The sequence below is a fragment of the Bacillus sp. JST-5 genome (assembly GCF_057747715.1).
This window is the reverse complement of sequence record NZ_JBYLHW010000094.1, coordinates 1-7,351: the sequence shown is the minus strand read 5'-3', so window position 1 is coordinate 7,351 and position 7,351 is coordinate 1. Positions and strand designations below refer to the sequence as shown.

Sequence of the window (7,351 nt, the reverse complement as noted above, 5' to 3'; positions counted from 1 at the left end):
TATGAAGTTATCAAAGAACAAAATTCTAACTGGAAAATACCTCAAAAGAGGATTCTAAAAATACTATACGAGGAGGAAAAAGAATGTTTCAGAGAAGTTTATTGAAAAAAACATTTTTGATGCTATTAACTGTATTATTGTTAATAGCACAAGGTGGAGTGCTTTCCAACCTTAAAGTAGAAGCTGAAGTATTAAAAAATGGAGTGACTATTTCTGCCATTGATGAAGATGGAAATGAGGTCCTTCCAATGACTGCCCTTGAGTTTGAGGAGGGAGCTACTGCATTTGATGCGCTTGAACAATTAAGATCAAAAGGAACTACCATTGAATATAAAGAGTTTGATGGAATGCCTGGAAAATTTGTTAAGCAAATTGGGAATCTATCAGAAGATAGTACAAAAAATTATTGGGCATTTTATATAAATGGCGCATTTGCTCAAGAAGGTATTTCAACATATAAAATTCAAAATGGAGATAACATTTTATTTAAATTAACTGATTTTAACACTCAAGAAGATAATATTAGAGTGAATGTCTCTGTATTAGGTAGAAATAATGAAGAAATTGTAAAAAAGCAAAAAGTTGAAATTGTAAAAGGTGCCACAGCTTATGATGCCTTACATCAAGCAATAGGTAGTGAGAAGTTAGATGTTACTGTCTATTCTGATTTCTTTACAATGGTTAATAATATTGAGAACTACTTAAAAGAAAATGAATATTTTTCCGTATTAGTAGATAATCAGGAATTACAAGTTGGTTTAATTAGTTATCAATTAAGTGAGGGCGAGCATCTAATTTTAAAAGCAGCATCATTTGATTCTACGGAGCCTGATAAAGTTGAATCTTCACAAGCGATTGATCCAAAACAATTAGAGGATTCGATTGAAAAAGCATTAAGTGTCGTTCAAAAAAACTTTCAAGACAATTTTTATGACATACTGTCTTTAAAAACATTAGGAAAAGACATTCCGAAAAAGTTTATGGAACAAGAGATTCAACGTGTCATTGATCAAGAAGGAAAATTTCAAAATGTGACGGATTTAGTGAAAAAAATATTGAACATCACAGCGTTTGGAAAAGATGTTACTAATTTAAACGGTATAAACTTAATTGATGAATTAACCAATCACAAGCAAATGAAAAAACAAGGGAATAATGGCCCAATATTTGCATTGTTAGCTTTAGATAGTGGTAATTACGAAACAGATAGCAAGGCATTATGGACGAGAGAGAAATTAATACAAGAAATACTTAACCAACAATTAAAGAGCGGTGGATGGGCATTGATTGGTGACTCTCCAAGTCCTGATATGACAGGAATGGCATTAGCAGCTCTTGCACCATATAAAGAGGAGCCCGATGTAAAATCTGCTATTGAAAAAGCCGTTCAATGGTTAAAGGATTTACAGCAAGCAGCTGGAACAGGCGGTTTTTATGACGAGATTAATGGCGGAGATTCAAGTGAAACCGTTGCTCAAGTCATTATTGGTTTGACTGCCATTGGCATCGATCCAGCAAGCTCAGAATTTACAGTTAATGATATCAATTTAGTGGAACATTTATTATCCTTCCAAACTTCGGACGGTGGTTTTCAACATTTAAAAGGCGATAATAGTTCTAACAATATATCAACGAGCCAAGGTTTGTTAGCACTAGTTGCTTACCAAAAATTCTTAGATGGCAAAGGCTCCATCTATCAAATCATACAAAAAGATGTACAGGACATAAAAGATGATAAACTTCAATCAAAAGACGAGAAAAACAAATTTGCGCTGGTTATATATTGTGTTATTTTTCTAATCGTGGCTGTAGGAATTTTTGTTTACTATAAAAAAAGAAAGATGAAATCATCATAAACTAAATCCCTTCAGTTTGTGCTGAAGGGGGTTTTTTACATCCGAACGACAAGGAGGGTTCGACATTGAGGTTTAGAACTTCTCTACTCCTATTTATTGCTACATTGATGTTCATTTTTACTATTGGTTGTGAAAAAGACGAAATTACTCCATTAGTTAAAGATGAACAGACAAACCAAGAAAGCATCGTTCCAGAAAACTCAACTGATAAAAATAAAACAAAAGATTATGTTCATCTCTCAATCCAAAGGGTTGATGACAATGGTGAAAAGCGTTTCATCATTTCACCGACAAAAGTTGAAATCGAGACAAAAGAAACTTTTTTATCCGCTACAGTAAAAATTTTAAAACAAAAAGGGATTCAATTTGAAGTAACCGGAAGTGGAAAAACAGCATATATGGTCGCAATTGATAATCTTTATGAATTCGACCATGGTCCTACTAGCGGGTGGATAGCTAGAAAAAACGGAGTTCAATTAAAGCAAAGTTCTGGAATCGAACCTGTGACTAACGGTGACACTGTGGAATGGATTTATACGACGGACTATACGAAGGAGAAGCCATGAATCGGGGATTTCGTTCCTTCCATCCTTTTATTTGCTTTATTTATTACGTTTTTGCTGTAACAACAATTATGCTTTATCACCATCCGCTTTTCTTATTGTTTGCTGTTTTCATAACAATTGGTCTTAATGTCGTGTTTGACAGGGGTAGAACATTAATAAAATGGATTCCGGTCCTTTTCATTTTCTCATTTTTATTCCTTGTTATTACACCATTATTTAACCATCGAGGTAATCATATTTTATTTTTCTTATTTAATAATCCCATTACATTGGAAGCATTCATTCAAGGAGTTATGAATGCCCTATCACTATTTTCGATCATTTGTTTATTTATGACATTTAATCTCGTGATTTCTGCTGATAAGTTTTTATTTCTATTCGCAAAATGGTTTCCTCAATGGGCATTATTAACAATGCTATCCATGAGGTTTGTTCCGTTGTTAAAACGTAGACTACAAGAAATTGCTACCGTTCAAAAATCAAAAGGACGATCTGTTTTGGAAGGAACGTTAAAGGAGAGAATATCTCACGGACTCTTATATGTTCAAATCCTTTTAACCCTCTCTTTAGAAGATGGGATTCAAACCGCGGATTCAATGGCTGCAAGAGGATACGGAATTCAAATGAGAACAAAATATGAGCCGTATTCATTTACTTATGTTGATTGGATGATACTCAGTTTCTTTATAGTAATAAATTTTTTCATTATTTTCGGCTGGTGGCTTGGAGATGGAGTCCTTTCACTTTTACCAATTTTAGAATCCATTATGCTTGAAGGTCGAGAATGGTTATTCCTCATTATATATATTTTATTTTTATCATTCCCTCTCGTCATGGAAATAAAGGAGGAACTTCAATGGCGTTATTGGAAACGAAGCAATTAAGCTTTACTTATCCTAATCAAAACCATCCTTCATTACAAAATATTTCTTTTTCCGTCAATGAGGGGGAATTTATCGTCTTATGTGGTCCATCAGGTAGCGGGAAATCAACCTTACTTCGCCAAATTAAACGTGAAGTGGCTCCACATGGCCATTTAAGTGGGGAAATATTCTACAAAGGGGAACATTTAGAAAAGATTTCTCCAATACAACTGGCAAAAGAAATTGGAATGGTTTTTCAAGATCCAGAAAACCAAATGGTGATGGAGCGAGTTTTTGAAGAATTGGTATTTGGACTAGAAAATATTGGAATTACAACGGAAGAAATGAGGAAACGTGTCGCTGAAATGGTGCATTACTTTGGCATCGGACATTTATTAAATAAAAAAATACATGAATTGTCTGGAGGGCAAAAACAGACGGTTAACCTAGCTTCCATCCTATTAATGGAACCAAAATTATTGTTACTTGATGAACCAACCGCCCAACTAGATCCTGTTGCAACAAAAGAATTTATCGAGTTAATCAAAAGAATGAATGAGGAATTTGGAATAACAGTCATTATCACTGAACACCAATTAGATGAGTTATTACCTATCGCAGATCGCGTGATCGTTATGGAAGAAGGAAAGATCATTCAAGATGGTCCTCCAAGGAAGGTAGTGTCTTTTTTAAAAGATCATGAAAATAAAAGAATATTTTCCTATTTACCAAGTCTATCAAGACTTTATTTAACTTATACAAATGATATATCTTCCAGCCAGCTTCCATTAACGGTAAAAGAGGGAAAGCGGTGGATCAAAAGCCTTTCTATCGAACCCTCGAAAAACATGGAATCATATGAAAAAAATGTTCGTGAAATTTTATCGGTTAAAGATGTTGACTTCCAGTATGATAAATATACTGCTCGCATATTAGATCGATTATCATTAAAAGTTTATGAAGGTGAATGGCTAGCTGTTGTAGGAGCCAATGGTACTGGAAAATCGACATTATTAAAGGTGATGGCTTTATTAGAATCACCACAACGCGGTTCCGTCATTTTTAATAAGAAGAAAATGAAAAAGCCAAATCCTAATTTAATTGGTTATTTACCGCAAAATCCAAAATTAGCGTTTATCCACGATACCGTAATTGCAGAGTTAAATGATATTGCTAAGAAAAATAAAGTAGAAACATCCGTTTTAGATAAACTAATAACTTATTTTCGTATAGAGAAATTACTAAATCAACACCCGTATGATTTAAGTGGCGGGGAAATGCAAAAAGTTGCCCTTATCGGTGTGTTACTTTCATCCCCCAAAATTTTACTATTGGACGAACCAACTAAAGGGCTAGACCCGGAGGCAAAACGGGAAATAGGCCAGTGGCTAAAAGAATTACAAAAACAAGGTTTGACGATTGTCATGGTAAGTCATGATATTGAATTTGCTGCAACATATGCTACTCGATGTGCCATGATGTTTCAAGGAAGTATTACGGTTGAAGCACCTACTCGAGACTTCTTTAAAGGGAATACATTTTATACGACAGTCGTTAGCCGAATCACTCGTGACAGTCATGTTCCGGAAATCGTAACTGTCGAGGAGGCGAAAATAAAATGGAGCCAAAAGTAAACCGTCGACAAAACGCCTCCCATCATTATGCGAAATGGGCAATGCTCGGGATTTTAGTTTCTTTTTTAGCAGTTATTTGTTTCTTCCCTTCACTCATTACCGATTACTATTTAACGACGAGTGTATTTTTCATGATTGCTACCTTCCTCCCTTTTATGATTCGCTTTGAAAGGAGAAAGGTAACAGGAAGAGAATTAGTTTTATTAGCAGTTTTAGCAGCAGTTGCGGCTGTTAGTCGCGTTCCGTTTGCAATGTTACCAAGTGTACAACCAACAACTTTTGTCATTATTATATCTGGAGCAGTATTAGGTGCTGAAAGTGGTTTTGTGATCGGTGCTGTTGCAGCTATTGTTTCAAATTTATTTTTAGGACAAGGACCTTGGACACCTTGGCAAATGTATGCTTGGGGAATGATCGGATTAATCGCGGGTTTGTTAAAAAATACATGGGTTATGAAAGTAAGTATAGGTCGAATGATTTTCGGAATTATTTCCGGTTTTGTTTTTGGCTGGATCATGAATTTATGGTTTGTAATTGGAATTTTGCAAGATTTCCACTGGGCTGAAGTCATCGCGTATTATAGTGCAAGTTTCTTCTTTGATTTATCTCACGCATTAAGCAATGCATTCTTTTTATTTTTATTTGGTACAAGTTGGATGAATATTTTAGAAAGATTTCAAAAAAAATACGGTCTTTTGGATAAGTAAAACGAGGTGGACAATGAATATTTCATTACAGAAAAAAGAGAAAGAGGAAATAATAGAAAGAATTAAAGAATTTTTTCATGAAGAATGTTCAGAAGAAATTGGTGAGCTAGCAGCGGGAAACTTTCTTGATTTTATTACGCAAGAAATTGGACCATATTTTTATAACCAAGGAGTCCATGATGCCAAGCTAATGGTTGAATTGAAAATTTTTAGTTTAGAAGATGATTTATTATCTTTAGAACGTCCAATATGAAAGAGAAGGGTTTAGTCCCCTTCTTAATTTTTTATAGGACGTTAATAGATACTTAGTTTTACTGATAAATTGAAAAATACGCTATGATCTAAAAAATTAATATTTTATGCCATTAATAATTTGTCGAAGTATCTTTTTACTTTCTATGTCCTTATGTCTTGTTTTTCGTCCAATTTGCTCATAGACTTCTTTATCTTCTAATAGTTGTTTTAGATTTAACACTTTTGCAGAGATATCATTTTGGAAGTAAAGAGTCTTTTCTCCAGATCTATTCAGGCAATCCATTCATGATGGGGTTTCCATCTAGAAAATTTGATCTTTCATTTAATAATTCCTCACAGTCATTTGAATTCTTGTTTTTACTATCCTGTTTTCTTAAGCTGGGTACATTTTTTTACCGATATCAATTACATAAGTTTGTGTATCATAGGTTTTAATTTTAAAAGATAAAAATTTAATCATACCCATTATTTCAATGTATCTCTTTCATGTTAGAGAGTCTCCAACTCCATGGTAATGACATATGATATTGTACTAATCTTTGGAGGGGAAAATATTGATTTATTCATACTCAGATGCCCTAGCTCATTTTGGTGTTGGTGGTGCACATCCGGGAGGGCTGGCATTAACTAAGAAAATAATGGCAAAAGAAAATATCAGTAAAAACATGAAAATTCTTGACGTTGGCTGTGGGACAGGACAAACGTCTGCGTATCTTGCAAAGACATATCATGCACAAGTATATGCCATGGATATACATCCGGTGATGTTAAAAAAAGCTAAGGAACGATTCATAAGAGAAAAACTTCCTATTCTTTTAGTAAAAGGGAGCTCTGAACAAATTCCATTTAAAGAAAGAGAATTTGATATTATTATCGCTGAATCAGTCACAGCCTTTACAGACGTGCAAAAAAGTCTTAAAGAGTATAGACGTGTGTTAAAACCAAATGGTATTCTCATTACCATTGATATGACAGAAGAACATCCTCTTACAAAAGTTGAAAAAGAAGAATTGTTGCAATTTTATCATATGAAAGAATTATTGTCAGAACAAGATTGGTTAAAGAATTTTCGTGAAGCTGGCTTTAAGCGGACGGAAATTTTATATAAACGGACGGTTTGGGAAGAACTTCAAAATCAAACGGAACAATCAAGTGAAGATCAAGAATTTGATTATGAATTTCACCATCCATTATTCATTGCAATCATACAAAAACATTATGATTTAAACATACAATATGGACAAAAAATTGGTTATCGTGTTTTTCGCTCTTTAAGTTGAAGTTGACAACAATTCCATTCCATGTACATTAGGACGATTTAGGGGCTGTCCGATAAGTCCCTAAAATGAAGCAAGTGGAGAAAAACAATTCGTTTCTCTCCACTTGCTTTTATATTTTTTCGATTTTTATCTGAAAGTAGCTGGCGGATGCCGGCTACTTTCAGGAAGTTGTGGGCTAATGCCACAATCC

The 7,351-nt window shown here is 34.1% G+C and carries 7 protein-coding genes; all 7 read left to right on the top strand.

The features are described 5' to 3' along the window. The first annotated feature begins 83 nt into the window (after positions 1-83). The 7 genes from AC3ASS_RS13205 (at position 84) to AC3ASS_RS13175 (ending at position 7,161) form a co-directional block, all read left to right on the top strand. Positions 84-1,856, top strand: coding sequence for a DUF4430 domain-containing protein (locus AC3ASS_RS13205; RefSeq protein ID WP_488283988.1), 1,773 nt, complete (start codon positions 84-86; stop codon positions 1,854-1,856). Positions 1,857-1,921: 65 nt separating this feature from the next. Beyond that, complete coding sequence (locus AC3ASS_RS13200; RefSeq protein ID WP_488283987.1) at positions 1,922-2,422, top strand: DUF4430 domain-containing protein; 501 nt, start codon at positions 1,922-1,924, stop codon at positions 2,420-2,422. Next, positions 2,419-3,306, top strand: coding sequence for an energy-coupling factor transporter transmembrane component T (locus AC3ASS_RS13195; protein ID WP_488283986.1), 888 nt, complete (start codon positions 2,419-2,421; stop codon positions 3,304-3,306). The genes AC3ASS_RS13200 and AC3ASS_RS13195 overlap by 4 nt, the downstream gene beginning before the upstream one ends. Next, a complete protein-coding gene (locus AC3ASS_RS13190; protein ID WP_488283985.1) occupies positions 3,279-4,919 on the top strand; it encodes an ABC transporter ATP-binding protein in 1,641 nt (546 codons plus the stop codon). Before AC3ASS_RS13195 ends, AC3ASS_RS13190 begins: the two co-directional genes overlap by 28 nt. 41 nt (positions 4,920-4,960) lie before the next feature. After that, positions 4,961-5,626 carry an ECF transporter S component gene (locus AC3ASS_RS13185; RefSeq protein WP_488283989.1) on the top strand — a complete coding sequence of 222 codons (666 nt, stop codon included), beginning with the start codon at positions 4,961-4,963 and terminating at the stop codon, positions 5,624-5,626. A 13-nt stretch (positions 5,627-5,639) separates the two neighbouring features. Next, positions 5,640-5,879, top strand: a complete 240-nt coding sequence (locus tag AC3ASS_RS13180) for a DUF2164 domain-containing protein (RefSeq protein ID WP_488283984.1) — start codon at positions 5,640-5,642, stop codon at positions 5,877-5,879. Positions 5,880-6,435: 556 nt separating this feature from the next. Continuing rightward, a complete protein-coding gene (locus AC3ASS_RS13175; RefSeq protein WP_488283983.1) occupies positions 6,436-7,161 on the top strand; it encodes a class I SAM-dependent methyltransferase in 726 nt (241 codons plus the stop codon). Positions 7,162-7,351 lie beyond the last annotated feature (190 nt).